Raw genomic sequence first — 24,538 nt, forward strand, 5'->3', positions numbered from 1 at the left:
GCGGCTTCCGTGTCGCGGTACGGGCCGAATGTCCGGTTTCGGCGGGGGTCTTCCGCGCGGGATCGGCAAAACCGCCCCGGCAGGACGCAACGGTGTGCGAGGCTGCGCGGCGAAGGAAGAACCGAAAGAGAGAAGACCGATGCTGATCTGGGGCTGGCGTACCCGCATCTACGTGCTGGCGATGACGACGTTCTTGTGCGGCCGGTGCGGTAATCCGGCTTCGCACGCGGTGCGCAAGGCGGTCACGAAGTTCACGCTGTTCTTCATCCCGCTGTTCCCGATCAGCGTCAAGTACACGGCGCAGTGCACGTTCTGCGGGATCGAGAACCGCATCCCGAAGGAGGACGCCGTCCGGCTGCAGGCCCAGGAGGAGCAGGGCCAGGCCCAGCAGCAGGCGGCGCCGGGGTACCCGCCGCACCCGTCGCAGGGTGCTTCGCAGTTCCCGCAGCAGGGGGCTCCGCAGCACCCGTCCCAGCCGCAGGGCTTCCCGCAGCAGGGTCAGTTCCCGCAGCAGGGTCAGCCGCAGCAGGGTCAGTTCCCGCAGCAGGGCCACTAGGTCGTCGCCGGCGGCCCGGGCTGCCGGCGCACCTGCCTCCGGTCCGGGGATTTCCCGCGGCCGCAAGGGTTCCAAGGCCGCTCACTGTGGAGTTGTCAAACATCCGCCGGTCGCCGGGTCAGGCGGCCGATCTCTGCTCGGGGCCGAGGAGGGCCTGGCCCTCCGGGGTCAGGACCGCCGGGACCAGCTCTCCGGGGTTGCCCGGGCGGGCCCCGCGAATTAGGCCCTGGTGGGCCAGGGTGTGGGCCGCGAACTGGTCGCCGCACGACAGGCCGTCGATGAACAGGTCCGGTTCGCTGCTGCAGGAAACCCGGCCGCGGCCCGCGCCGACCGCTCGGAGCATCGCCCGCACCCGGTGGTTGACCACGGGGTGCGCCGCCGGTGAGCCGGTCTTGTCGTTCCCGTTCATGTCGGTCCCTCCCGCTCGTGGTTCGGCCTCTGCTCCTGCGTCGAATCGGTGGGCGGGATTTCGACAGCAGGTCCGGCCGGAGCGTCCCCTCATCGTCACCGCAGGCGATCCAGCACGGGTCGAGGCCCCGTCAACGGGCGTTCGGAGGCCGGGACCGCCCGGATGGGGTCAGAAGGGCGGCTCGCCCGCCGCGACCGGTTCCGGTGTCCAGGAACTGCTCCCTTCGCCGCCCGTGGCGCGGCTGATCTTGGTGACCTTCGCCGTGGCGTACCGCAGGGCCGGTCCGATCTCCTCGACGTCGAGCTCCATGACTGTGCGCTTCTCGCCCTCCTTCGTGTCGTACGACCGCTGTCTCAGCCGGCCGTGGACGATCACCCGGCTGCCGCGCACGAGCGACTCGGCGGCGTTTTCCGCGTACTCCCGCCAGAGGCTGCAGCGCAGGAACAGCGGGTCGCCGTCGCGCCAGGCGCCGGACTGCCGGTCGAACATGCGCGGGGTGCTCGCGACCGTGAAGTTCGCGACCGCCGAGCCGGCCGGGGTGAAGCGCAGATCGGGGTCGCTCGTCAGGTTGCCGACCACCGTGACCGTCGTTTCGCCTGCCATCGGTCTCTCCTCGTCTTCCGGGTGCGGGGTGCACCGCTCTTGCCGACGAGGAGAGCACGGGGGTCCGACAATTCCCGGATGCCGGCCCCCTCACGGGCTGGTTTCCTGCCGCCATGCCGACGGCATTCCAGAAGGAGCTCGCCCACCGGCCGGCGGACCTGGCCGACCTCGTCGTGATCGCGCTCGAGGAGGCCACGCGCTCGGTGCTGGAAAGTGACCACACGCTGGGCGGACGTGCGCGAGAGCAGGCGGCGGCGTGCGAGGACCAAGCGTGTGCGCTGCCCGCCCTGCGCACGCCTCGGCAGGCGGTTGTCGCGGCAGTGCACACCGCCGCGGATCTCACTCGGATGGGTGGACTTGCGCGGCGGGATCCACACCGGCCGGGCAGATCAGCTGCGCGCCCGAGCGGACCGGGGCCACGGTCGCCGGGTTCGTGGCCGTGACGCCGCCCACCGGCGCCCCGGCCGCCGTCGCGACTACCGTGGCCGGTATGAGCAACACCGAGGCCGCCCCGGCCGAACTCGCCTGTGGCGACCGGCCCGCGGCCGCCGATCCCGCTCGGCCGGCCGTCGAGGTCCTCACGCCGCGGGAGGTGCCGCTCGGGGGCCCGCGGGCGATGCGGGTGCGGCGGACCCTCCCGCAGCGGTCGCGGTCGCTGATCGGCGCCTGGTGCTTCGCCGACCACTACGGCCCCGACGCCGTCGCCGAGCCGGGCGCGATGGACGTCGCCCCGCATCCGCACACCGGGTTGCAGACCGTCAGCTGGCTGTTCGCCGGCGAGATCGAACACCGCGACAGCCTCGGCACGCACGCGATGGTCCGCCCCGGCGAGCTGAACCTGATGACCGGCGGGCACGGCATCTGCCACTCCGAGGTCTCCACCGCCGCCACGACGACGCTGCACGGCGTCCAGCTCTGGGTGGCGCTGCCCGAACGGCACCGGCACACCGCGCGGGCGTTCGACCACTACGTCCCTTCGGTGAACCGGATCGAAGGCGCGGAAATCCGGGTGTTCCTCGGCTCGCTCGCCGGCCGGACGTCCCCGATCCCGACGTTCACGCCGCTGCTGGGCGCCGAAGTCGTGCTGGGGCCGGACGCCCACATGTCCCTCGGCGTCGACCCCCGGTTCGAGCACGGCGTCCTCGTCGACACCGGCGACGTCGTCGTGGCCGGCACCCGCGTCCGCGCGGCGGAACTGGGCTACGTCGGCACCGGGGTGCGCTCGCTGACCCTGAGCAACCGCGGCACCGGACCGGCCCGGTTCCTGCTGCTGGGCGGCACCCCGTTCGACGAAGAGATCCTGATGTGGTGGAACTTCGTCGGCCGCACCCACGAAGAGATCGCCGCGTACCGCGAAGCCTGGCAAGCCGGGTCGGACCAGTTCGGCGAGGTCACCGGCTATCCCGGTGAGCGGCTGCCGGCCCCCGCGCTGCCCGCCGTCCGCATCAAACCGCGCCGCAACCCCGGCTCAGGCCAGGAAACCGCCCACGGCTGACCCGAAGGCGGCCGCGTCGTCCAGCCACGGGTAGTGCGCGGCACCGGGCAGGACGACGGCTCGGCCGTCCGCGAACAGCGCGGCGATCCGGTCCGCGACGGCCGGGCTCGCGATCCAGTCCAGTTCGCCGGCGAGCACCAGCACCGGAGCGGTGACGGCGCCGAGTGCGGCACGGGTCGTTTCGGGCTCGAAGGCGCCGGTGGCGTTGTAGATCCGGGCGGCCGCGCCGTTGCGCTGGCCGCGTTCGCCGGACTGGTGCTGCCGGGCCGCCGCATCCCAGCGGCCGTAGTAGAACGGGGCGAGGGCGGCCCAGTCGGCGCTGGTCGCCGTCTTCGCGGCGATCGACTCGTACGCGGCGGCCGCGGCGGCGTACCAGGGAGCGCCGGCCCGCCGGGCCATGATCCGCCGTCGTTCGGCGGCCGGGACGTCGAAGCCGACGGCCCGCGGGCTCGGCGTGATCAACGCGAGCCGGCTCAGCCGCTGCGGGTACCGGGCCGCGTAGCGGACGGCCAGGCTCGCCCCCGCCGAGTGCCCGAGCAGGTCGAAGCGCTCGAGGCCGAGGTGCTTGCGCAGGGCCTCGACGTCCTCGATCTGCCGGTCACACCGGTAGGTGGCGGGGTCGGCGGGCTCCTCGGAGTCCCCGGTGCCCCGCAGGTCCAGCACGGCGGTGCGGCGCCGGGTGGTCAGGCCGCCGAGATCGCCGAGGTACCGCCCGGCGCGCATCGGGCCGCCGGGCAGGCATACCACCGGCGGTGCGGCTCCGGAACCCGAGAGGTGGACGGCGAGCGCGGTTCCGTCCGGCGCGGAGAAGATCGGCACACCCGACCCTGGCATCACCGGGGCCGGTGGGACAAGCGCTCCAGCACGGCGAACACCCGCTCGACGTCGGCCTCGGTCGTGCGCCAGTTGCTGAACGCCGCCCGCAACGCCGGCCGGCCGTCGTACACCGTCGGCGTCAGGAACGTCGTCCCGTCCTCGGCGATGGCGCGCACGAGCGTGTCGATCCGGTCCTGCGTGACCTCCCCGGCCGGGGTGAAGCAGACGACGTTGAGCCGGACCGGCGCGAGCAGGTGCCAGCGCGGCGAGCCGTCGATCCGCGCGCCCAGGTCCCGGGCCAGCGCGACGCAGCGTTCGACGATCTCGCGGTGCCCGGCGCGGCCGTACGCCACGAGCGAGAACCAGGCGGGGAGGGCGCGCAGCCGCCGGGAGTTCTCCGGCGTGAGGTGCAGGAAGTCCGGCGTCTCGCCGATTTCGCCGAGGTAGGCCGCGTTGTTGCTGAACACGCGCAGCTGCAGGTCGCGGCGGCGGGTGAACTGGACGGCCGAGTCGTAGGGCACGTTGAGCCACTTGTGCAGGTCGACGACCACCGAATCGGCCTGGTCGAGACCGGCGGTGAGCGCCGCGTGCTCCGGGGCCAGCGCGGCGAACCCGCCGAACGCGGCGTCGACGTGCAACCAGAAGTCGTACCGCTGCTTGAGCTCCGCGATCGCCCGCAGGTCGTCGAAGTCGACGGTGTTGACCGTCCCCGCGTTCGCGACGACGACGGCCGGGCCGTCGAGCGTCTCGAGCGCTTCGGCGAGCTTCGCGACGTCGACGGCTTCGCGGCCCGGGAGCACCGGCACCTTCCGCAGCGAGGAACGGCCCATCCCGAGGAACGACAACGCCTTCAGGACGCTCGAATGCGGCGAACCGGACAGGACGGTCACAGGACCGAGCGCGGCGGCGCCTTCGGTGGAGACGGTCACCCCGGCCCGTTCGCCGAGCCACTCGCGGGCGATGGCCAGGCCGGTCACCGTGGACATCGTGGCGCCGGTGACGAACGTGCCGGAGAACTCCGGGCCCAGGCCGAACAGGCCGGCCAGCCAGCCGACCGTCTCGCGTTCCAGGTCCTGCGCCGAGGAGTCCATGCCGCTCGCGGGGTTCTGGTCGTAGGCCGCGGTGAGCCAGTCGCCGGCCAGCGCGGCCGGAGTGGCGCCGCCGGTGACGAAGCCGAGGTACCGCGGGCCGGCGCTCGCGGCGAAGCCGGGTTCCCAGCGCCGCGTGAACTCGTCCAGGGCACCGCGCGCACCGGCGCCTTCGAGCGGCAAGGGCCCCGGTTCGACGGCCACGGGCGGGACGGCGGCCGCCCGCCCGTCCAGCCCGGCGAGTGCCGCCGCCGCGAGTTTGCTTGCGGCGTCGAGGAGATCGGGCAGGGAGTGCAGGTCATCGGCGAGCCTCGGGTCCATCTTCCCGACGCTAGGCGCGGTGCTGCCCGGGTGTCGCGGGCCAATCCGCCGAAACTGGCCCGCTCGGGCGTGCTCGGACGGGCTTCACACGTGATGGGAAAGGCATCACGCGTGATGGGAGGGGCATCAGCGGCGGCGGAGGCGGCGGACGCGGGTCTCGGCCGGGTCGAAGGCCACCCGGCGCAGCGGGCCCGTGAGCAGCAGCACCACCGCCATCGACGACAGCGCCGCCAGCACCAGGGCCGCCACGAACTGGGCCGCTCCCGAGGTCGCCGTCGCCAGGACCGCGTAGCCCGCCAGTACCAGGGCCGACGGGGCCAGGAAGCCGGTCAGCACCGGCACGAGCGGGACCCGGTCACCGTCGGGGCGGCGGGCGGACACCACCGCCGCCCCGGCGCAGGTGACCGCGGCGACCAGCAAGCAGCCGCCGACGGTGTCGCTCAACCGGTGCCAGCCCAGAGCCACCGCCGCCGCCGAGACCCAGGCGACGCCGAACGCGCCCGTCAGCAGGGCCGGCAGCCGGAACCGGCGGGGCAGGACGATCGCGAGCGCCACGAGCACGGCCATCGCCGCGCTGACGTGCCCGCTCGGGAAGCTGTTGTGGCTCGCCACGCCGAGGCGGTCGCCGGTGCTCGGGCGCTCCAGGACGTACAGCTTGAGCAGCTGCGCCACCACCAGCGGTGCGGCCAGCAGCACCAGGGCCATGACGCCGAGGGCCACCCGCCGCCGCACCACGGAGATCGCCACGATCAGCACCGCCACCCCGCCGAGCAGGACGACCAGGTCGGTCTGCCGCAACGGGTCGGCCCAGTCCACTGTGGTCCCCGCGGACTGGGCGCTGCGGACGACGCCGTTCTCGACACCGCGGCCGGCCTCCGTGCGGACGAAGAGCAGGTAGGCCGCGACGAACGCGAGGGCGAACCCGGCCGCGCCCGCGAGGAGGACCGCCGTGCGGGACGCGGCCCGGGTCACGAGCGCGGGGCCGGGCGGGCGGGTCACGGAAGGGGCGTCGGTGAGGATCACTGCCATGCCCCCGAGTCTGGAACGCGCTTTTCGGGATCCCGTCAGCGCGATGTCATGGTTTTGCTACAAGATCCGCCCGGGTCGCCATGACGTGCGCTTTTCCGAATAATGGCGCCGTGGCCGAGGTACTGGTGGTGGAGGACGACGCGGCGGTGCGGGAAGGCCTGCAGCTGGCCCTGCGCAGGCAGGGACACGTGGTGCGCACCGCGGAATCGGGCGAGCTCGGCATCGAGGTGCTCGTGCACCACCGGCCCGACATCGTCGTGCTCGACCTGATGCTGCCCGGCATGGACGGCTTCGAGACCTGCCGCCGGATGCGGGCCTCCGGCCCGGTCCCGATCATCATGCTCACCGCGCGCAGCGACGACTTCGACGTCGTGGCCGGGCTCGAAGCGGGCGCCGACGACTACGTCGCCAAGCCGGTCGAGCCGCGGGTGCTGGACGCGCGGATTCGCGCCGTCCTGCGCCGCTCGGCCGCCGAGCGGCCGAGCGGTCCGGCCGCGCCCGAGGAACGCCACGGCGACCTCGTCATCGACCGGGCGGCGCTCGAGGTGACCAAACACGGCACGCCGGTGTCGCTCACCCCGACCGAGCTCAAGCTGCTGCTGGAGCTCTCGCGCACCCCCGGGCGGGTGTACAGCCGCCAGCAGATCCTGTCCGCCGTCTGGGACCACGACTACCTCGGGGACTCCCGGCTCGTCGACGCCTGCGTGCAGCGGCTGCGCGCGAAGATCGAGGACGTTCCGGCGAAGCCCGAGTACGTGCAGACGGTCCGGGGGTTCGGTTACCGGTTCGGCCGGTCGTGACGGCACCGCGGATCCGGTCCTGGCTCGCCGGGCTGCGGCCCCGGCTGGTGGCCGCCTTCGCGGTGATCATGATCCTCGGCGCCACCACCGCGGCGGGCGTCAGCTACGTCTTCGCGCGCCGGGCCATCCTGGAAGGCGTCCAGGACCAGACGATGCTGAAGCTGCGGGACCAGATCGCCGCGTACCTGCCGACCGTGTCGCTGCCGCCGACCCAGGCCACGCTCGACGGCTTCGCGACGGCGCTCAAGTCCAGCAACGCCCTGGTCGTCTACCAGGACCTGCACGCGACCTCGGGCCTGTCGATCGACGACGTGCCGGGCGACCTGCGCCACGCCGTGGCCACCACCACCACCATCCAGTTCCAGCGCGTCGACGTCGCCGGCTACCCGCTGTTCTTCGTCGGCGTCCCGGTGCAGACCGGCAACGGCAAGCCGAGCGGCCTCGAGGTCTACGCGATGACGCGGCTGACCGATCAGCAGGAGGCGATCGACGAGCTGGCCCGCTACGCCATCTTGTTCTCGGCGCTGGCCCTGCCCTTCGCGGTCGGGGTCGCGCTGCTCGCCGCGCGGCAGGTGCTGCGGCCGGTGCGCGCGCTGAACACCGCGGCGAGCCAGCTCGGCCGCGGACGGCTGGACGTGCGGCTGCGCGCGAAGGGGTCCGACGAGCTCGCGCAGCTGGTCACGACGTTCAACCACACCGCCGCCGAGCTGGAACGCACGGTCGGGACGCTGCGGGCGATGGAGGCCGACGCGCGGCGGTTCGTCGCCGACGTCTCCCACGAGCTGCGCACCCCGCTGGCGGCGATGAACGCGGTCACCGACGTCCTCGACGAGGACGCCGAGCAGCTGCCACCGGACACCGCGGTCGCGGCGCGGCTGGTGTCGGCCGAAACGCGGCGGCTCACCCGGCTGGTGCAGGACCTGATCGAGATCTCCCGGTTCGACGCCGGCCGGGCCGAACTGCGCCGCGAGGAGCTGGACGTCGCCGAGGCGATCACCGGCACCCTCGCCGCCCGCGGCTGGGAACCCGGGACCGACCTGGCCGCCGACCTGCCCGCCGGGATCACCGCGCGGCTCGACCGGCGGCGGCTCGACATCGTCGTCGCGAACCTGGTCGGCAACGCGCTGCGGCACGGGGCGCCGCCGGTCGAGGTGGTGCTTCGGGCCGACCGCGGTGACGTCGTGCTCACCGTCACCGACCACGGACCGGGGATCCCCGCCGACGTGCTGCCGAAGGTCTTCGACCGCTTCACCAAGGCCGACACCGCCCGCGCCCGGTCCGAGGGCAGCGGCCTCGGGCTGTCCATCGCGCGGGAGAACGCGCGGCTGCACGGCGGCGACATCGTCGCGGCGAACACCGGCACCGGCGCCCGGTTCGAGCTCCGCCTGCCCCGGGAGGCGTGGTGAAGAAACTCGTCGTCCTCGCGGTGCTGCTGCTGGTGAGCGCGTGCGGGATCCAGCCGACGCCGGTGGTCCCGGCCGGCCCGGCACCGACCCTGCGGAACCCGGCGGCGGAGGGCCGCGGCACCGACCTCGTCCTCTACTTCGTCTTCGCCGACCGGGTGACCCCGGTGGTGCGGCCGTCTTCCGGGGTGGTGGGTGTCGAGTCCGCGCTGACCATGCTGCTCGACGGGCCGTCCCCCGGCGAGCGGGAGAACGGGTACACGACGGACCTCCCCCGTCTCTCCGGCACGATCTCCCTGAGCCCCGGCCCGCCGACGACGATCACCGTCCCGTTCCCGCTGCGGCCGCTCACCGGGGCCGGGGTCAACCAGCTGGTCTGCACCGCGTTCGCGGCGCTGGCCGTCCAGGATCAGTACGTCATCGACGGCACCGTCGCCCTCGCCGGCCCGGACGAGCGGCTGCCGAACCAGACGTGCCAGGCCTGAGCGCCGATGTCGACATGACGGCTTGGCGTCTCAGCCGGGGTAGGGCCGCGCCGCCCTGGCCTCGGCCAGCGACCGGGCCCACCAGCCCAGCTGGTCGAGCAGCGCCTTCGCCGCGACCCCCGCCGCGGCGTCGTGCGGCACGCCGTCGGCCCCGAACCGCGCCTGGGCGCCGTGGAAGCTGACGGTCTCGCGGATGGTCACCGCGTGCAGCTCCGCGAAGACCGCGCGCAGGTGCTCGACCGCGCGCAGCCCGCCCGAAATCCCGCCGTAGGACACGAACGCGACCGGCTTGGCCCGCCACTCGGCCCGGTGCCAGTCGATGGCGTTCTTGAGCGAAGCGGGGTAACTGTGGTTGTACTCCGGGGTGACCACGACGAAGGCGTCGGCGGCTTCGAGCCGCGGAGCCACCTTCGCGATCTCGGCGACGACCGCCGCGGACGGCGCGGCACCGAAGGCCGGCATGGCGAGCGGGAGGTCGGGCTCGGCGAGGTCGACGACGTCGGCTTCGAAGCCGCCGTGCTCGTCCGCGACCGCCGCGAGCCAGTCCGCCACCACCGGCCCGAACCGTCCTTCCCGGACACTTCCGACGATCACCGCGACCCGGATCGGCGCTTCCGGCACACTTCCTCCTTGACACGCAGGCATTGTTGCTCTCGCACCAAGGATGGAACTTCAAGTTCCCTTGAAGTCAAGCGTGCCGCTGTGGTTGGCTGGGCGCCATGGTGAACGCCACCCTCCCCGACCTGACGGTCGGCGAACTCGCCCGGCGCAGCGGAGTCCCCGCGTCGGCCTTGCGCTTCTACGAGGACGAAGGCCTCATCCGCAGCCGCCGCACCGCGGGCAACCAGCGGCGCTACCGCCGCGACACGCTGCGGCGGGTGACGTTCATCCGGATGTCCCAGCGGGTCGGGATGCCGCTGTCGAAGATCCGGGAGGTGCTGGGCCTGCTCTCCGACGACCGCACGCCCACCCGCGCCGACTGGGCGCGGATCTCCCGCTGCTGGCAGGACGACCTGAACGCGCGGATCCGGCAGATGGAACAGCTGCGCGACCAGCTCGACGACTGCATCGGCTGCGGCTGCATGTCACTGGCCAAGTGCCGGCTGGCGAACCCCGGCGACCGGCTCGGCGCCGACGGCCCGGGGCCGCGGCGCCTCGCCGACCACCGCGGGGGCGGCTACGAGGACTGACGCTCCAGCAGGCCGCGCAGGTACATCGCCTGCCCGGCGTGCTGGATGTCGTCGTCGAGGACGCTGATCAGGCGCACGCCCAGGGACACCGGCGGGTCCCAGGCCTCGTCGACGATCCGGTCGAGGTCCTTCTCGCCGAGCCCCTCGAGGTACCGGACGGTCTGCTCGTGCACCGCGTCGTAGTAGCCGGTGAGCAGGGCCGGGTCGTCGACCCGGACCGCTTCCACGTCGGCCGGGCGGTGGCCGTAGCCGGTGTCACCGGCCGGGAACGGGAGGCCGAACCGGGTCAGCCAGTCCTGGCCGGTCCACACCTGCTCGGTCCCGGCCACGTCGGCGACGTGGTCGTCCTGGACCCGCGTCAGGTGCCACACCAGCCAGGCGATCGAGTTGGCCCCGTCGTCCGGCCGGGTCCCGAGCTGCTCCGCGGTGAGCCCCTCCACCGCCGTGCGCACCGTGCCCTGGACCCGGCTGAACCCCTCGACGAGCAATTCGGCCACATTCATTTCCGGCTGCCTCCCGTTGCCGACGCGTTTCCCGGCGTGCTACCCGATCATGCCCGCCGGCAACCGGGATCCGCTACCGCGGCAGCAGCTGGTCGAAGAACGAGCGGTAGCGGCGCAGCGCGATCCGCAGCTCCTCGGTGGCCGGTTCGCCCTGCTGCCACTGGGATTCCAGCTCGCTCTTGTGCTCGGCGAAGGTGGTGGCCAGCGCGCTGATCACGGCGGCGACGAGCTCGTCGGCCTGCTGGACCGCCTGCTTCGGGTCGTCGACGAAGCCGGTCTGGACGTTCTGCCAGCGGTCGCGGAACCCGGTGACCTTCTCCTCGTCGATCAGCGCCGGCGTCTCCACGTCGTCCGACGCCGCGGGCGTCTCGACGTCCCCGCCCGATGCGGCGGGCGTCTCGACGTCGCCACCGGATTCGGCGGGCGCTTCCACGTCGCCGCCCGATTCCTCGGGAGCAGTGGTGTCGTGGTGCCCGGCGGAGGCCAGGTCGGCGGTGCTCAGGTTCTGGTCGTCACCGGCCGTGCCCGGCTCGCGGAAGTCGGCCCGATCCTGGCCGGGGACGCCGGCGGTGCTGTCGTCGCGGTAGTCACCGCTGTCGTCCCGGTAGTCCCCGGTTTCGCGGACGTCCTCACGCCCGGTCAGGTCCCGGTCGTCCTCGGCGTCGTGCCGCGTCAGGTGATCGGTCATGGTCAACGTCCTCCATTCGACTCGGTCCGCGGGCTCGCGGACGCCTGGCGCTCGGTCACGTGACGGTCCGTCTCGTGCCGGTCGGTGTCGTGCCGGTCGGTGTCCCGTCGCTCGGTGCGGTCGTGGTCGTGACCGTTCCGGCGCTCGTGGTGGTCGTGGTCGTGCCGGTCGTCGTCGGCACCGTCGGTCAGCAGGTCCTCGAACACGGTGCGGTAGCGCACCATCGCGTCCCGCAGGTCCTCAGTGGACGCACCGTCGCGCTTCTGCTGCGTGGTGTGCGCAGCCCGGTAGTGCTCGAGGGTTTTGGCGTGCCGCACGGAAAGGTCGGCCACCTGCTGCTCGTAGCCCTCGGTCGGGTACCCGCGCTCGGCCATCAGCGAGTTCAGCAGCTGCTCGGCCTCCCCGACCGCGGCGGACGGCTGGTCGACGAACTTTTCCTGCACCTGGGCCCATTCCCGGGTGTAGCGCTCGCGCGCCGACGCCGAAAGCGGCCGGATGTCGAGCTCCTTGTGCCGGCGTTCCCGCTCGGCGAGCTCGCGCTGCGCGGCACGGGGGCTGTCCTTCTCCGCGACCGTGCGGTCGTATTCCGGACCGAACCGCTGCTGCAGCCGTTTCCGTTGCATCTCCTGCGTCACCAGCCAGATCACGGCGCCGAGCACCGCGACGGCCACGACGACGATCAAGACGATCAGCCATGTGGGCATCGCTCAAACTCCTTCAAGGATGTCAAGCCCCCGATGCGAACGGTGTGCCCGGATTAGCTCGGCCGAAAACGGGAAGGGGACGCCTGACCTCGGGATTCGGCCGTCCGGCGGCGTGGATACGGCCGGATGCCCCCGCCCCGCGACGGGGAGGTGACGCCGATGACACTGCGTGGCTAGCATCGTTATCGCGATAGTAGTATCGTTGTTAACAGACCGAGGGAAACGAACCGGAAGAAGGAACCGATGAGCACGCCCACCGAAACCCGTGTCGCGATCGTCACCGGCGGCTCGCGCGGCATCGGCCGCCAGGTCGCCGAGCGTCTCGCCGCCGACGGCATGGCGGTCGTCGTCAACTACGCCGGCAACGAGAAGGAGGCCGCGGCCGCCGTCGACGCCATCACCGCGCGGGGTGGCCGGGCGATCGCCGTCCGCGCCGACGTGGCCGACCCGGCCGCGGTCGCGGAGCTGTTCGACACGGCGGAACGCACGTACGGCGGCGTGGACGTCGTCGCCCACCTCGCCGGCGTGATGAACCCGCCGACTCCGATCGCCGACACCGACTTCGACGTCCTCGACCGCGTGCACCGCACCAACATCCGCGGCACGTTCGCGGTGGCCCAGCAGGCCGCGCGCCGGGTGCGCGACGGCGGCGCGGTGATCACCACCTCGACGTCGGTGCTCGGGCTGAACCTGCCCGGCTACGGCATCTACAACGCGACGAAGGGCGCGGTCGAGGCGATCACCATGATCCTGGCGCGCGAGCTGCGCGGCCGCGACATCACCGTGAACACCGTCGCGCCCGGCCCGACCGCGACCGCGCTCTTCCTCGACGGCAAGGACGAGGAGACGATCGAGCGGATGGCCAAGCAGCCGCCGCTGGAGCGGCTCGGGCAGCCGGAGGACATCGCCGAGGTCGTCTCGTTCCTCGCCGGCCCGGCGCGCTGGGTGAACGGCCAGGTGCTGCGCGCCAACGGCGGCATCGTCTAACGACTGAACCGGCTGACGATCACGTGGTCCTTCGCCGGCCCGCGCACCGCCCACTCCTGCCGCCACCGCGCGGCGCCGGTCACGCGGTATTCGCCGCGGTACAGGTCCGCGCGGCAGGGGTGATCCGCCGTCCAGCGGCCTTCGCGCAGGTCGAGGTCGTGGAAGAAGCCGCCGTGGTCGAAGTGGACCGACGCGCGGCCGGGGCCCGCCGGGCGGTAGTGCAGGGTCCGGGTGACCGGTCCGAGGTGGCCGCCGAGCCGCAGCACGCCCTCTTCGTGGTAGACGAGGACGCCCCCGGTCTCGGTGAAGGTGGCTTCCCCGGTCACCTCGCCGGCGGGCTCGCCGTCCGCGGTGCGGATTTCCCGGTCGAGCCGCCACGTGCCGCCGAAATACGCGGCGAGGTCGGGAACGGGCCAGTACTGCACCCGGCCCATTCTGCCACCCGCGGCGGGGCGGCCCGGAACTGTCGGACCCCCGCTCTATAGTCGGGCGGGTGGCAGAGACCGACCTCGCACCCGCGTCCGAAGCGCTGGAGACCCTCCGGCGCGTGTTCGGCTACGACAGCTTCCGCGGCGACCAGGCGGCGATCGTCGAGCACGTGATCGCCGGCGGCGACGCGCTCGTGCTGATGCCCACCGGCGGCGGGAAGTCGTTGTGCTACCAGATTCCCGCGCTCGTGCGGCCCGGGGTCGGCGTGGTCGTCTCGCCGCTGATCGCGCTGATGCAGGACCAGGTCGACGCGCTTCGCAACGCCGGCGTCCGCGCCGGGTTCCTCAACTCCACCCAGGACTACGCGGCGCGGCAGGAGGTGGAGTCGGCGTTCCTGAACGGCGAGCTCGACCTGCTCTACCTGGCACCGGAACGGCTTTCGGTCGAATCCACCGTGCGGCTGCTCGACCGCGGCAAGATCTCGCTGTTCGCGATCGACGAGGCGCACTGCGTCGCCCAGTGGGGCCACGACTTCCGACCCGACTACCTCCAGTTGTCGGCCCTGCACGAGCGGTGGCCGGACGTGCCGCGGATCGCGCTGACCGCCACCGCGACCGAGGCCACGCACAAGGAGATCTCCGCGCGGTTGCGGCTCGACGAAGCCCGGCACTTCGTCGCGAGTTTCGACCGGCCGAACATCCAGTACCGGATCGTCGGCAAGAACTCGCCGCAGCGGCAGCTGCTGGAGCTGCTGCGCACCGAGCACGCCGGTGACGCGGGAATCGTCTACTGCCTGTCCCGGAACTCGGTGGAGAAGACCGCGGAGTTCCTGGTGCAGAACGGGATTCCGGCGGTGCCCTACCACGCGGGGCTCGATGCGCGCACCCGCGCGAAGCACCAGTCGCGGTTCCTGCGCGAGGACGGGCTGATCGTGGTCGCGACGATCGCGTTCGGGATGGGCATCGACAAACCGGACGTCCGGTTCGTCGCCCACCTCGACCTGCCGAAGTCGGTCGAGGGCTACTACCAGGAAACCGGCCGCGCGGGCCGGGACGGCCTCCCGTCCACCGCGTGGCTGGCGTACGGGCTGCAGGACGTCGTGCAGCAGCGCAAGATGATCGACACGTCCGAAGGCGACGAGGCACACCGGCGGCGGCTGGGCGCGCACCTGAACGCGATGCTCGCCTTGTGCGAAACGGTCGAGTGCCGCCGCGTGCAGATCCTCAACTACTTCGGGCAGGCGGCCGGGCCGTGCGGCAACTGCGACACGTGCCTGAACCCGCCGGAAAAGTGGGACGGCACGATCCCGGCGCAGAAGCTGTTGTCGACCGTCGTGCGGCTGCGCAACGAGCGGCGCCAGAAGTTCGGCGCCGGCCAGATCATCGACATCCTGCTCGGCAAGTCCACGCCCAAGGTCACGCAGTTCCAGCACGACACGCTCAAGACGTTCGGCATCGGCACCGAGCTGCGCGAGCCCGAGTGGCGGGCGGTGGTGCGGCAGCTGCTCGCCCAGGGCCTGCTCGCCGTCGAAGGCGACTACGGCTCGCTCGTGCTCACCGAAGCCAGCGCGGAGGTCCTGGGCGGCGAGCGCCAGGTGCTGCTGCGCCGCGAACCCGAGCGGGCCGCCGCCGCGAAGGTCCGCAGCACGCGGAAGGCCGCCGCCGCGGTGGACATGCCCGCGGAGGCGGCCCCGCTGTTCGAACGCCTGCGGGCCTGGCGCGCCGGTGTCGCGAAGGAACAGGGCGTGCCCGCCTACGTCGTCTTCCACGACGCGACCCTGCGCCAGATCGCCGCGCAACGGCCGGCGTCGCCGGCGGAGCTGGGCACGGTCAGCGGCGTGGGCGAGAACAAGCTCGCCAAGTACGGCGAGGGGCTCCTGGAGGTGCTGACCGCCGAGTGACCTACCGGCCGGTGGCGGGGCCGGGGTGGCCCGGCTGCCCGGTCACCGAGTTGACCTTGCGGACCGCGCCGGCGATCTGGTGGTGGTACTTGCCCTTGGTCTTGTCGTCGACGAACTTCGCGGCCTTGCCGACGACCTGGTTCACCTTTTCGGGGTTCTTCTTGGCGTAGGCACGAGCCGAAGCGGCAGCGCCGGCCAGCATGGTCAGCTTCTTCATCAGAGGCACGGTGGCCCTCCCTCATCGGTTCCGGTCATCCTGACAACGCGGACGAACCACCCGGAGGTTCCCCGTGTGACGCGGCCCAAAACCTGGGCCGGTCGCGGCCGGTCGCGGAAAATTGCCGCGCGGATCGCCGCCGCCCCGCCCTAGGCTGGCGATCATGCGCGACCTGGCCGCCCTGCCGAAGGCTCACCTGCACGTCCACCTGGAGAGCACGATCCGCCCGGCCACGCTGCGCGAACTCGGCGAGGCCAACGGCGTCGACGTCCCGGGCGAACCCCCGGTGTTCGACGGCTTCCGCGCCTTCGCCGACTACAACGCGCTCATCCGGACCTGCCTCCGGCGTCCGGAAGACTTCGAACGCATCGCGCGCGAGTACTGCGAGGACGAAGCCGCCCAGGGCACGCGCTACGCCGAAGTCATCTTCACCGCGGCCTCGCACGGGGAACGCCTGGGCGACCTCGAAATGCCGCTCGCATCCGTCCTCAAAGGACTGTCGCAGAGCGGGGACCTCGAGTGGCGGCTGCTGCTCGACCACTCCCGGCGCCGGTCGGTCGAGCGCGCCGAGCGCACCCTCGACCTCGCCCTGAAGTACGACGACGTCTTCGCGATCGGCATGGCGGGCGAGGAAAACCACTCACTGCGCCCGTTCGCGACGCTCTTCGAGAAAGCTCGCGAGGCCGGTATCCATCTGCTGCACCACACCGGTGAAGACGCCGGGCCCGACAGCATCCGCGAGGCCCTCGACGTGGGCCGGACGGAACGGCTCGGCCACGGCATCCGCGTCCTCGACGACCCTTCGCTGGTCGCCGAGGTGCGTGAGCGCGGCCTGGCCCTGGAGGTGTGCCCGTCGTCGAACGTGACGCTGGGGCTGGTGCCGTCGCTGCCCGGGCACCCGCTCCCCCGCCTGCTCGACGCGGGCCTGACGGTCACGCTCAACACCGACGTCCCCTCGGTCACCGGGGCCGCGCTGGCCGAGGAGTACGCCCGCGTGCAGGAAGCGTTCGGCTACGACGACACGACGATGGCGGACTTCGCCCGCGCGAGCGTCACGGCGTCCTTCGCGCCCGAAGCGACCAAAAAGGCCATGCTGCGCGACATCGACGCCTGGCTCACACCGGCAGCAGGCGGGTGACCAGCGTGCCGAGCTGGTGCACCGTGCGGCACTCGTGCATCTCGACGACGTCGGCGTACTCCAGCGCCGCCGAGTCCCCTGTGGACCACAACGACCGGCGCTCCGGGTTCAGCCAGTAGACGTGCCGTGCGCGGGCCTTGATCGCGCGGACGGCGCCGAGGTTGGGGTCGCCGCCGTTGGTGCGGGCGTCGCCGAGGATCAGGACCGACGTCCGCGGGCCGACCGCCTCCAGCCAGTTCTCGGTGAACTGGCGCAGGGAACCGCCGTAGTCGCTGTGGCCGTCCCAGCGCACCAGCGCCGCTTCGGACAGCATGCGCGCGCCCAGGTGCTCGGGGTCGGCCGCGCCGGTGGTGACCAGGTGGGTGACCTCGTCGGCGCTGTCGACGAAGGCGAACACGCGGATCTTGCTGAACTGGTCGCGCAGCGCCTGCACCAGCAGCATCGTGAAGTTCGCGAACCCGGCCACCGAACCGGACAGGTCGCACAGCAGCACGATTTCCGGCCGCCCGGGCCGCCGGTGGCGGTAGGCCGGGCGCAGCGGCACGCCGCCGGTCGAGAGCGACCGGCGCAGGGTGCGGCGCAGGTCGATCTGACCCCGCGTCCGCCGGCGGCGCCGCGCGGCCAGGCGCGTCGCCAGCTTGCGGGACAGCGGCTGGATCGTGCGCCGCAGTTCGGCGAGCTGGTTACGGCTGGCGATGAGGAAGTCGACCCGGTCGGGTGACGGGGCGATGGCGTGCTTGGCGACGCGTTCGCGGCCGCGGACCTCGGCCGCGCGGCGACGCGCCTCGGTGCGGACCTGCCCGCGGAAGCCCTCGACGCGGCGGCGGATCTCGTCGCGGTCGAGGCGGTCGGTGAACTCGCCGCGCGCGCCGCCGCCGCGGACCGCGGCCAGCACCCGGGCGATCAGCGTCTGCGGCTGGAGCCGTTCGAGGGTCTGGTGGGCGGAGAAGCCGCCGCCCGGTCCGGACGCCGAGCCGTACTGGCCCAGCATGTCGACGGCGAGCCCGGCCAGCTGCGACAGCGCCTGCTGGTCGCCGTCGGCGAGCGCGGTGGTCAGCTCTTCGCGCAGCTCCTCCAGCGTCGTCGGCTGGTCTTCGCGGGCCCGCTCGGGCGCGCCGATGCCCGCGGGGAAGTAGAGGTCGAACGCGGCGTCGAAGACCGCGCGCTGCCCGCCGCGGCGGACCAAGGCGGCGGCCAGGCCTTCGCGGACCAGCTCACGATCGTCGAGGCCGAGGACCTCCAGCGCGGCGGCGGCGTCGACCGTCTCGCTCGGGCCCGCCGGGATGCCCTGGGCGCGCAGGGCCTTGACGAACGCCGCGAGCCGCTCCGGCACGCCGCCGGTCACGAGGCGTCCAGGACCTGTTCGAGCTTCAGGCCGGCGCCCGCCTTGGCGATGTCGTCCTGGTGCTTGAGCACGACGCCGAGGCTCTCCCGCACGACCCGCTCGTCCAGCGTGGCCGCCCCGAGCGCGAGCAGGGTGCGCGCCCAGTCGATGGTCTCCGCGACCGACGGTAGCTTGCGCAGGTCCATCGCGCGCAGCGCGGCGATCACCCGGACGACGGAATCGGCCAGCGCCGCGTCGATCCCGGGCACCTTGAGCCGGACGATGTCGCGTTCGAGGTCTTCGTCCGGGAAGTCGATGTGCAGGAACAGGCACCGGCGGCGCAGCGCCTCGGACAGCTCGCGGGTGGCGTTGGACGTCAGCACGGCGAACGGCGCGCGCGTGGCGGTGATCGTGCCGAGTTCGGGCACGGTCACCTGGAAGTCGCCGAGCACCTCCAGCAGCAGGCCCTCGACCTCCATGTCGGCCTTGTCGGTCTCGTCGATTAGCAGCACGGTCGGCTCGTCGGAGGAGATCGCGGTGAGCAGCGGGCGGCGCAGCAGGAACTCCTCGCCGAAGATGTCGGTGCGGGCCTGCTCCCACGTCTCGTCGCGCCCGGCGGTGATCCGCAGCAGCTGCTTGGCGTGGTTCCACTCGTACAGCGCGCGGGCCTCGTCGATGCCCTCGTAGCACTGCAGGCGCACCAGCCGCGAGCCGCTGACCTGGGCGACGGCCTTGGCGAGTTCGGTCTTGCCGACGCCGGCCGGGCCCTCGACCAGCAGCGGCTTGCCGAGCCGGTCGGCGAGGAACACGGTGGTCGCCACCGCCGTGGACGCCAGGTAGCCCGCCTCGGCCAGCCGGGCCGACACGTCGTCGACGGAAGTGAAGAATCCGGTGCCCACCACGTGCCTCCTAAGCGGTCGCTCACCCGGAGCGTACCCGACAACCGGGCTAGCATCGGCCGCGTGACCTACGTTGCCGCTTCCGGCCGATACGACTCGATCCCCTACCGGCGCTGCGGGCGATCCGGGCTGAAACTGCCCGCGATCTCGCTCGGGCTGTGGCACAACTTCGGCCACGACCGGCCCCTGGAGACCCAGCGCGCGATCACCCGCCGGGCCTTCGACCTGGGCATCACCCACTTCGACCTGGCCAACAACTACGGCCCGCCCTACGGCTCGGCCGAGGAGAACTTCGGGCGGCTGCTGGCCACGGACTTCCGCCCGTACCGCGACGAGCTGGTCATCTCCACGAAGGCCGGCTACGACATGTGGCCCGGCCCGTACGGCGAGTGGGGCTCCCGCAAATACCTGCTCTCCTCCCTGGACCAGTCGCTGGGCCGGATGGGGCTGGACTACGTCGACATCTTCTATTCGCACCGGTTCGACCCCGAGACGCCCCTCGAGGAGACGGTCGGAGCGCTCGATGCCGCCGTGCGCGCCGGGAAGGCGCTGTACGTCGGGATCTCGTCCTACAGCTCGGAGCGGACGGCCGAGGCCGCGCGGCTGCTGCGCGAGCTCGGCACGCCGCTGCTGATCCACCAGCCGTCGTACTCGATGCTCAACCGCTGGATCGAAGAGGACGGCCTCCTCGACACCCTCGAAGAAGCGGGCGCCGGGTGCATCGCGTTCTCGCCGCTCGCCCAGGGGCTGCTGACCGACCGGTACCTGAAGGGCGTCCCGTCGGACTCGCGGGCGGCGCAGGGCAAGTCGCTCGACCCGGGGACGCTCGACGAGAACCGGCTGGGCCGGGTCCGCGCGCTCGACGACATCGCCGGCCGCCGCGGGCAGTCGCTGGCGCAGCTCGCACTGGCCTGGGCGCTGCGCGACAGCCGGGTGACGTCGGTGCTGATCGGCGCGAGCAGCGTGCAGCAGCTCGAGGACAACGTCGGCGCGCTCGGCAACCTCGAGTTCTCGTCCGAGGAGCTGACCGAGATCGACGGCCACGCGACGGACGCCGACATCAACCTGTGGAAGCGTTCGTCCAACTCCTGAGCCTAGGCCGCCGCGGGGGCGCCCCCCGTTTTCCACGCTACCGGCAGGCACCGACAGTTTTCGGCCGTGGGCAGGCCCGCCCACGGCCGAAACTTCGGTCTGACGTTTGACCAAATTTCGAATTTGGTCATACGATGGCGTCATGCCGCCTGCCGAAGACCGGGCCGAACGGGCCGAGCGCATCCTCGACGCCGCCGCCGAGCTGCTCCTGCGCGCCGGCTACCGGCGCACGACCATCGAGGACGTCGCCGAGCGGGCGGGTGTCGGCAAGGGCACCGTGTACCTGCACTGGAAGAACCGGGAGGAGCTGTTCCTCTCCGTCCTGCTCCGCGAATCCGTCCGGGCGCTCGAAGACCTCGTCGCGGCCATCGCGGTCGACCCCCTCGCCGTGCGGCTTTCGCGGCTGACCGAGCTGCAGTACGCCAACGTGCTGAGCCGTCCGCTGCTGCGGGCCGGGTACGCCGACGACGCCGAGACACTCGGCAAGCTCCTGCCGAAGCTGCACGGCAAGCTCGACCCGCGGCACGGGGAGGCCTTCGCCGAGTACCTGGAACTGCTGGCGGCGAACGACCTCCTGCGCACCGACCGGCCGGTCCGCGAACTCGTCGTCGCCTTCCAAGCCGTGCTCCACGGCTTCCTCGGCCGCACTCCCCCGCCCGAGCCCGCCCTGATCGCCGACACGGTCGCGCACGCCTTCGAGCCGCTCGCCGTCTCGACGAGGCAGCTGCGCGCCGTGGCGCCGCGGGCGCTGGCGCTGTTCACCGAAGCCGTCGCGCTCGACCGCAAACAGCTCGAACGCGCGTACTGACCACTGGAGGGACCCATGCGCACCGGAATCCTGATCGACGAACTCGGCGTCGGCTTCGAAGCCATGACGACCCAAGCCCGCGACGCGGCGAAGCTCGGCTACGGCACGCTCTGGGTGGCGCAGCGCGGCGGCTGGGACGCGCTCACGGCGCTGCCCGCGCTCGCCGCGGCCGCGCCCGGCCTCGAACTGGGCACCTGCGTCGTGCCGACGTACACCCGGCACCCGATCACCATGGCCGCGCAGGCGCTGACGGTCCAGGCGGCGGCCGGCGTGCCCGTCCACCTCGGCCTCGGGCTGAGCCACCGGTTCGTCGTCGAAGGCGAGTACGGGTATTCGTATGACCGCCCGATCCGGCACCTGCGCGAGTACCTCCAGGCGCTGCACCCGTTGCTGCGCGGGGAAAAGGCCGACGTCCACGGCGAGTCGCTGACGGCCGCGGGCGCGGTGAACGCACCCGGCGCGCAGCGGCCGGCGGTGCTGATCGGCTCGGTGAGCCCGCAGTCGACGCGCCTGGCCGGCGAGCTCGCCGACGGCGTGATCACGACCTGGGCGGGCCCGCGGGCGATCGGCGAGTTCGTGGTGCCGGCGCTGGGCGGCCCGTCCCGTGTGGTCTCCGGCCAGCTGGTCTGCGTAACGTCCGAAGTGGACGAACGCCGGGCGGCGCTCGAGGAGAGGTACGGCGGGGCGGCGACCATCCCGGCGTACCGCGCCATCCTGGACCGCGGCGGCTACGAGCGGGTCTCCGACAGCGCACTCATCGGCGACGAGGAAACCGTGCGGCGCCAGGTGAAATCCCTCGAGGACGCCGGGGCGACGGAGCTGCTGGTGATGCCGTTCGGCTCGGCGGCGGAGCAGGCCCGCACCCGGGAACTGCTGGCCACCTGAACCGGGACCGGTTGCCCCGGCCGGCCTGGGAGGGCCGGCCGGGGCAGTGCAGCCGAGCGCGGGGGCGCGCCCCATGAGACCGAGCACTGGGGGCGCGCCGCGCGCGAAGCCGACCGCCGGAGCCGCCGTGCGCGAAGCCGACCGCCGGAACCGCCGTGCGCGAAGCCACTGCCGAAACCGCGGGCCGCGGGGGCGCCCCCGGTTTCCACTTTACCGGTCGGCACCGACAGTTTTGCCGCCCTGGGCTTCCGCCGACAGCTCCTGCCATTCGTCCCAGGTCGCGAGCCGGTCCGCGTACGCCTGCTGGATGATCGGGTAGAAGCCCTGGCCGAACAGCACCCGCAACGGCGGGTTCGGCGCGTCGACGACCTTGAGCAGGGCTTGGGCGGCCGCGGCAGGGTCGCCGGCCGGCTGCTTGCCCGCGACCTCCGCGAGCCCGCGGCGGATGCCGTCGTAGACCGGGTTCGGCTCGGACACGTGGCCGTTGGCGAGGGGGTTCGGGTTCTTGCCGTCGCGGGTGGCGTAGCCGCCCGGCTCGACGATCGTCACCTTGATGCCGAACTCGGCGACCTCCTTGGCCAGGGTTTCGCCCAGCGCTTCGATCGCCCAGCGGGACGCCTGGTACGCGCCGCCGAGCGGCATCGCGATGAGCCCCGCGGCCGACGACAGCTGGACGAAGTGGCCCGAGCCCTGCTCGCGCAGGACCGGCAACGCGGCCTGGATGACCCACAGCGGTCCGAACACGTTCGTCTCCAGCTGGGCGCGCAGTTCGGGCTCGGTCAGTTCTTCGATGGCGCCGATCTGCGCGTAGCCGGCGTTGTTCACGATGACGTCCAGCCGCCCGAAGTGCTCGGCGGCCCGCTTCACGGTCTCGAAGACGGCGGCCTTGTCGGTCACGTCCATCTCCAGCGGAAGCACCGCGTCACCGTAGGTGGCGACGAGGTCGCCGAGGCTCTCGGTGGATCGCGCGGTGGCGACGACCCGGTCGCCGCGGCCGAGGGCCGCCTCGACGAAGCGACGGCCCAAGCCGCGCGACGAACCCGTGACGAACCAGACCTTGCTCATGGACCTTCCCCGTTTCTCGTTGTTCCGGTGGCATCCGGTCGCCCATAGGACACCGGCGGCCGGAAGCCCGTGACAGCGCGGGATCGTGACGCCGGTCACCGTGGCGGAGACACCGCTAGGGTGCCGAGGTGACCGAGCGACTCTGGGTGGACGACCTGCGCCCGGCGCCGCCGGGGTGGACGTGGGCGAAGTCGAGCGCGGAGGCCATCGCCTTCCTGCGCGACGGCGAGTTCGCCGCCCTCTCCCTCGACCACGACCTCGGCGGCGAGGACACGACCCGCCCGGTCGTGCTCTGGCTGTGCGAGCACGACCGGTGGCCGGCGGAGGTGCGCGTCCACACGGCGAACCCGGTCGGCCGCGAATGGCTGACCGGGATGGCGCGGCGGTACGGACCCGGCGTGCGCTAGCGCGGCGCCGGCAGGTGGGTCGCCTCCGGGAAGAGGTTCAGCGCCCGCAACGCCGCGCCCAGCTCGGCGATGTCCGCCGGGTTCGTCAGCGACCGGCCCAGTTCCTCCGTGATCCGCTTCAGGCGGTGGCGGATCGTGTTGGGGTGGCAGAACATCCGCTCCGACGTCAGCTTCGTCGAACCCTGGCAGTCGAACCACGCGCGCAGCGTCAGCAGGAGTACGTTGCGGTCGTCGCCCGGGAGGTCCAGGATCGGCTGGAGCACGTGGTGGGCCAGCTGCACCGAGGCTTCCGGGGCGCTGGCCACCAGCCCGGCCAGCGGCGACTCGGTGAACTGCACCAGCCCCGGCGTCCCCGGCGTCATGCTCGACAGCGCCACCCGCGCCAGGTGCAGCGCGCGGGCGGTGTTGCCGAGGCCGGTGAACACCGGGCTCATCCCGATCCGGCCCACCGGGTGCTCGCGGACCAGGGAGACGATCGTCGAAGCCGCGGTGGGGTCACGCAGGGAAACCACGCCGACCTGCAGGTCCGGGGTGAGCCGCCAGGCCGACGCGTGCCGCAGCGCGCGCAACCGGGCCTCGATCTGCGGCAGCGGCTCCTGGCCCAGCCGCGGGGTTTCCGCGGCCACCACGACGAACGTGCCGTCCGGGGCCAGGTCGAGCACACCGGCGATGTCCCACAGCGTGCCCTCGGTCGCGGCGCCGCCCGCGAACAGCGCCTCCACCAGCGCCGAACGCCGGTTCTGGTGCGCCACCATGACCTCCGCCGTCGTGTCGCGGTAGGCCGTCGTGAGTGCCTCGGCGAGGTCGTCGATCAGGGCCCAGATCGCGGTCGTCGCGGCGACCAGCGCGGCGAGGTCGTCGCGCCGGGTGGTCAGTTCCACGAACCGGTGCCACACCTCGGTCAGCCCGATCCGGTAGGCCCGCAGCAGCTCCGGCAGCGGCGCGCCCTGCAGGGCCCGCGCCCGGCCGGTCGCGCGGGCCTGGGACAGGTCGGGGACGTCCGAGCCGCGCAGCGTGCGCATCACGTGCTCGAGGTTGGCGCGCACCGAGTTCCGGAGTTCGGCGTGCGTGACGAACCGGGCGTCGGCGTAAACCGGCATTTCGGCGCGGATCTGCCGCACGGTGCTGTCGATCAGCTCCGGCAGCTGCCGCTCGACCTCGGCGGCCAGCGAGGCGACCTGGGACGCGCGCCCGTCGGACAGAAGCGCCTGGTAGTGCATGGGTGGCCTCCGGTCCCCGACCTCTTCGTCGAGGCCCGAGACCGACATCTAACCCGAACGAGGCCTCCACGTTCGGG

At 72.6% G+C, this 24,538-nt stretch carries 28 protein-coding genes; 13 read left to right on the forward strand and 15 right to left on the reverse strand.

Going from position 1 to position 24,538, the window contains the following annotated elements; all coding sequences use genetic code 11:
- The first annotated feature begins 139 nt into the window (after positions 1-139).
- Complete coding sequence (locus tag IE317_RS25500; protein ID WP_191313865.1) at positions 140-556, forward strand: zinc-ribbon domain-containing protein; 417 nt, start codon at positions 140-142, stop codon at positions 554-556.
- A gap of 118 nt (positions 557-674) precedes the next feature.
- On the opposite strand, the gene IE317_RS25505 is transcribed toward IE317_RS25500, so the two are convergent.
- On the reverse strand, positions 675-965 hold the full coding sequence (locus tag IE317_RS25505; protein WP_191313866.1) for a hypothetical protein: 291 nt from the start codon (positions 963-965) through the stop codon (positions 675-677).
- A 168-nt stretch (positions 966-1,133) separates the two neighbouring features.
- Positions 1,134-1,568 (reverse strand): single-stranded DNA-binding protein, encoded by a 435-nt coding sequence (locus IE317_RS25510; RefSeq protein ID WP_191313867.1) that lies wholly within the window; start codon positions 1,566-1,568, stop codon positions 1,134-1,136.
- A gap of 490 nt (positions 1,569-2,058) precedes the next feature.
- On the opposite strand from IE317_RS25510, the gene IE317_RS25515 reads away from it, so the two are divergent.
- The gene (locus IE317_RS25515; protein ID WP_191313868.1) at positions 2,059-3,063 is read left to right on the forward strand and encodes a pirin family protein; all 1,005 of its coding nucleotides are present in this window, start codon (positions 2,059-2,061) and stop codon (positions 3,061-3,063) included.
- On the opposite strand, the gene IE317_RS25520 is transcribed toward IE317_RS25515, so the two are convergent.
- The 3 genes from IE317_RS25520 to IE317_RS25530 all read right to left on the reverse strand — a co-directional run bounded on the left by IE317_RS25520 (position 3,037) and on the right by IE317_RS25530 (position 6,317).
- Positions 3,037-3,882 (reverse strand): alpha/beta fold hydrolase, encoded by an 846-nt coding sequence (locus IE317_RS25520; protein WP_191313869.1) that lies wholly within the window; start codon positions 3,880-3,882, stop codon positions 3,037-3,039. The two genes, IE317_RS25515 and IE317_RS25520, sit on opposite strands and share 27 nt — an antisense overlap.
- Before the next feature lie 14 nt (positions 3,883-3,896).
- Positions 3,897-5,288 carry a pyridoxal phosphate-dependent decarboxylase family protein gene (locus IE317_RS25525; RefSeq protein ID WP_191313870.1) on the reverse strand — a complete coding sequence of 464 codons (1,392 nt, stop codon included), beginning with the start codon at positions 5,286-5,288 and terminating at the stop codon, positions 3,897-3,899.
- A gap of 126 nt (positions 5,289-5,414) precedes the next feature.
- Positions 5,415-6,317: a phosphatase PAP2 family protein gene (locus IE317_RS25530; protein ID WP_191313871.1), complete on the reverse strand. Its 903-nt coding sequence runs from the start codon at positions 6,315-6,317 to the stop codon at positions 5,415-5,417.
- A gap of 110 nt (positions 6,318-6,427) precedes the next feature.
- On the opposite strand from IE317_RS25530, the gene IE317_RS25535 reads away from it, so the two are divergent.
- Genes IE317_RS25535 through IE317_RS25545 form a run of 3 tightly spaced genes read left to right on the forward strand, consistent with a single transcriptional unit; the run spans position 6,428 to position 9,005 of the window.
- Positions 6,428-7,117 carry a response regulator transcription factor gene (locus IE317_RS25535; RefSeq protein WP_191313872.1) on the forward strand — a complete coding sequence of 230 codons (690 nt, stop codon included), beginning with the start codon at positions 6,428-6,430 and terminating at the stop codon, positions 7,115-7,117.
- The gene (locus IE317_RS25540; protein ID WP_191313873.1) at positions 7,114-8,523 is read left to right on the forward strand and encodes a sensor histidine kinase; all 1,410 of its coding nucleotides are present in this window, start codon (positions 7,114-7,116) and stop codon (positions 8,521-8,523) included. Before IE317_RS25535 ends, IE317_RS25540 begins: the two co-directional genes overlap by 4 nt.
- Positions 8,520-9,005, forward strand: a complete 486-nt coding sequence (locus IE317_RS25545; protein WP_229902908.1) for a hypothetical protein — start codon at positions 8,520-8,522, stop codon at positions 9,003-9,005. The genes IE317_RS25540 and IE317_RS25545 overlap by 4 nt, the downstream gene beginning before the upstream one ends.
- 30 nt (positions 9,006-9,035) lie before the next feature.
- Here IE317_RS25545 and IE317_RS25550 read toward each other — a convergent pair whose 3' ends face one another.
- Positions 9,036-9,626 carry an NADPH-dependent FMN reductase gene (locus tag IE317_RS25550; protein ID WP_191313875.1) on the reverse strand — a complete coding sequence of 197 codons (591 nt, stop codon included), beginning with the start codon at positions 9,624-9,626 and terminating at the stop codon, positions 9,036-9,038.
- 98 nt (positions 9,627-9,724) lie between these two features.
- Here IE317_RS25550 and soxR point away from each other — a divergent pair, with 98 nt between their 5' ends.
- A complete protein-coding gene (gene soxR / locus IE317_RS25555; protein WP_191313876.1) occupies positions 9,725-10,195 on the forward strand; it encodes a redox-sensitive transcriptional activator SoxR in 471 nt (156 codons plus the stop codon).
- On the opposite strand, the gene IE317_RS25560 is transcribed toward soxR, so the two are convergent.
- The 3 genes from IE317_RS25560 to IE317_RS25570 form a co-directional block, all read right to left on the reverse strand.
- The gene (locus IE317_RS25560) at positions 10,183-10,698 is read right to left on the reverse strand and encodes a mycothiol transferase (protein WP_191313877.1); all 516 of its coding nucleotides are present in this window, start codon (positions 10,696-10,698) and stop codon (positions 10,183-10,185) included. The genes soxR and IE317_RS25560 overlap by 13 nt on opposite strands.
- A 73-nt stretch (positions 10,699-10,771) precedes the next feature.
- On the reverse strand, positions 10,772-11,386 hold the full coding sequence (locus IE317_RS25565; RefSeq protein WP_191313878.1) for a hypothetical protein: 615 nt from the start codon (positions 11,384-11,386) through the stop codon (positions 10,772-10,774).
- A 2-nt stretch (positions 11,387-11,388) separates the two neighbouring features.
- A complete protein-coding gene (locus IE317_RS25570) occupies positions 11,389-12,090 on the reverse strand; it encodes a hypothetical protein (RefSeq protein WP_191313879.1) in 702 nt (233 codons plus the stop codon).
- A 243-nt stretch (positions 12,091-12,333) separates the two neighbouring features.
- Between IE317_RS25570 and IE317_RS25575 the strand changes: the two genes are divergently transcribed.
- Entirely contained in the window at positions 12,334-13,077 is a 744-nt protein-coding gene (locus tag IE317_RS25575; RefSeq protein ID WP_191313880.1) for an SDR family oxidoreductase, read from the forward strand.
- Here the strand turns inward: IE317_RS25575 and IE317_RS25580 are convergent.
- Positions 13,074-13,502 (reverse strand): DUF6314 family protein, encoded by a 429-nt coding sequence (locus IE317_RS25580; protein WP_191313881.1) that lies wholly within the window; start codon positions 13,500-13,502, stop codon positions 13,074-13,076. The two genes, IE317_RS25575 and IE317_RS25580, sit on opposite strands and share 4 nt — an antisense overlap.
- A 68-nt stretch (positions 13,503-13,570) precedes the next feature.
- On the opposite strand from IE317_RS25580, the gene recQ reads away from it, so the two are divergent.
- Positions 13,571-15,406 carry a DNA helicase RecQ gene (gene recQ, locus IE317_RS25585; RefSeq protein WP_191313882.1) on the forward strand — a complete coding sequence of 612 codons (1,836 nt, stop codon included), beginning with the start codon at positions 13,571-13,573 and terminating at the stop codon, positions 15,404-15,406.
- Between the two features lies 1 nt (position 15,407).
- Here recQ and IE317_RS25590 read toward each other — a convergent pair whose 3' ends face one another.
- Positions 15,408-15,623, reverse strand: a complete 216-nt coding sequence (locus IE317_RS25590) for an antitoxin (RefSeq protein ID WP_444859548.1) — start codon at positions 15,621-15,623, stop codon at positions 15,408-15,410.
- Between the two features lie 163 nt (positions 15,624-15,786).
- Here IE317_RS25590 and add point away from each other — a divergent pair, with 163 nt between their 5' ends.
- Positions 15,787-16,761, forward strand: coding sequence for an adenosine deaminase (gene add / locus IE317_RS25595; protein ID WP_191313884.1), 975 nt, complete (start codon positions 15,787-15,789; stop codon positions 16,759-16,761).
- Here add and IE317_RS25600 read toward each other — a convergent pair.
- Together IE317_RS25600 and IE317_RS25605 are read right to left on the reverse strand one after the other, a co-directional pair.
- Positions 16,739-18,106 (reverse strand): vWA domain-containing protein, encoded by a 1,368-nt coding sequence (locus IE317_RS25600; protein WP_191313885.1) that lies wholly within the window; start codon positions 18,104-18,106, stop codon positions 16,739-16,741. The genes add and IE317_RS25600 overlap by 23 nt on opposite strands.
- Positions 18,103-18,984, reverse strand: a complete 882-nt coding sequence (locus tag IE317_RS25605) for an AAA family ATPase (RefSeq protein WP_191313886.1) — start codon at positions 18,982-18,984, stop codon at positions 18,103-18,105. Before IE317_RS25605 ends, IE317_RS25600 begins: the two co-directional genes overlap by 4 nt.
- A gap of 63 nt (positions 18,985-19,047) precedes the next feature.
- On the opposite strand from IE317_RS25605, the gene mgrA reads away from it, so the two are divergent.
- The 3 genes from mgrA (at position 19,048) to IE317_RS25620 (ending at position 21,769) form a co-directional block, all read left to right on the forward strand.
- Positions 19,048-20,076 (forward strand): L-glyceraldehyde 3-phosphate reductase, encoded by a 1,029-nt coding sequence (gene mgrA / locus IE317_RS25610; protein ID WP_191313887.1) that lies wholly within the window; start codon positions 19,048-19,050, stop codon positions 20,074-20,076.
- A gap of 142 nt (positions 20,077-20,218) precedes the next feature.
- On the forward strand, positions 20,219-20,884 hold the full coding sequence (locus IE317_RS25615) for a TetR/AcrR family transcriptional regulator (protein ID WP_191313888.1): 666 nt from the start codon (positions 20,219-20,221) through the stop codon (positions 20,882-20,884).
- A 15-nt stretch (positions 20,885-20,899) separates the two neighbouring features.
- The gene (locus IE317_RS25620; RefSeq protein ID WP_191313889.1) at positions 20,900-21,769 is read left to right on the forward strand and encodes a TIGR03564 family F420-dependent LLM class oxidoreductase; all 870 of its coding nucleotides are present in this window, start codon (positions 20,900-20,902) and stop codon (positions 21,767-21,769) included.
- A 210-nt stretch (positions 21,770-21,979) separates the two neighbouring features.
- Here the strand turns inward: IE317_RS25620 and IE317_RS25625 are convergent, their stop codons facing one another.
- Positions 21,980-22,834: an SDR family NAD(P)-dependent oxidoreductase gene (locus tag IE317_RS25625; protein ID WP_191313890.1), complete on the reverse strand. Its 855-nt coding sequence runs from the start codon at positions 22,832-22,834 to the stop codon at positions 21,980-21,982.
- Positions 22,835-22,962: 128 nt separating this feature from the next.
- Here IE317_RS25625 and IE317_RS25630 point away from each other — a divergent pair, with 128 nt between their 5' ends.
- Complete coding sequence (locus IE317_RS25630) at positions 22,963-23,241, forward strand: cyclic-phosphate processing receiver domain-containing protein (protein WP_191313891.1); 279 nt, start codon at positions 22,963-22,965, stop codon at positions 23,239-23,241.
- Here IE317_RS25630 and IE317_RS25635 read toward each other — a convergent pair.
- On the reverse strand, positions 23,238-24,461 hold the full coding sequence (locus IE317_RS25635) for a PucR family transcriptional regulator (RefSeq protein WP_191313944.1): 1,224 nt from the start codon (positions 24,459-24,461) through the stop codon (positions 23,238-23,240). The two genes, IE317_RS25630 and IE317_RS25635, sit on opposite strands and share 4 nt — an antisense overlap.
- Between the last annotated feature and the right edge of the window lie 77 nt (positions 24,462-24,538).

It is taken from the genome of Amycolatopsis bullii (assembly GCF_014654205.1).
Taxonomy (GTDB): domain Bacteria; phylum Actinomycetota; class Actinomycetes; order Mycobacteriales; family Pseudonocardiaceae; genus Amycolatopsis; species Amycolatopsis plumensis.